At 38.1% G+C, this 472-nt stretch carries 1 protein-coding gene; it reads right to left on the reverse strand.

Going from position 1 to position 472, the window contains the following annotated elements; translation table 11 throughout:
- Positions 1-217 (reverse strand): hypothetical protein (locus AK963_RS36400; RefSeq protein ID WP_139117848.1); only part of this gene is annotated, 217 nt, incomplete at its 3' end.
- Between the last annotated feature and the right edge of the window lie 255 nt (positions 218-472).

Consider the following 472-nt stretch of genomic DNA (forward strand, 5'->3'; position numbering starts at 1 on the left):
TACTCGCAGGCAGGACAGATACTGCTGCCAGTCGCCCAATATCCTGCAGTGCTTTACAGGGATTAATACTGAAGTGAGGGTCTTTCATTGGAATCAATGATCCCACAAACGCTTTAGAAACAGCAATGCCATGACCGAGCCAGGAATGGTCTACTCCATTCCCTGAACATTGGGAAGCACTATCACAAAATGCTTGCTGAATAGGTTGCTGAATCATAACGACAGGTCTCAATGATGTTATAATGCATAACAGTGCATTTTTTGAGTAAATATAATGAAAGTGTCCATACGTTGATGATGACATTAACATTAAGTTTTAAACTGTAGAGCATAGATTAAAATTTTTTCGGGAATGTAATTTAAATTGTGTAAACGCTTGTCGTTAATACTCCAAAATGGAGAATAACAATGAGCGTTGAAATCAACGAAAAACTGGTAGATCAAATAGCCAGTCAGATTAAAACTCAGGATG

It is taken from the genome of Endozoicomonas atrinae (assembly GCF_001647025.1).
Taxonomy (GTDB): Bacteria; Pseudomonadota; Gammaproteobacteria; order Pseudomonadales; family Endozoicomonadaceae; genus Endozoicomonas; species Endozoicomonas atrinae.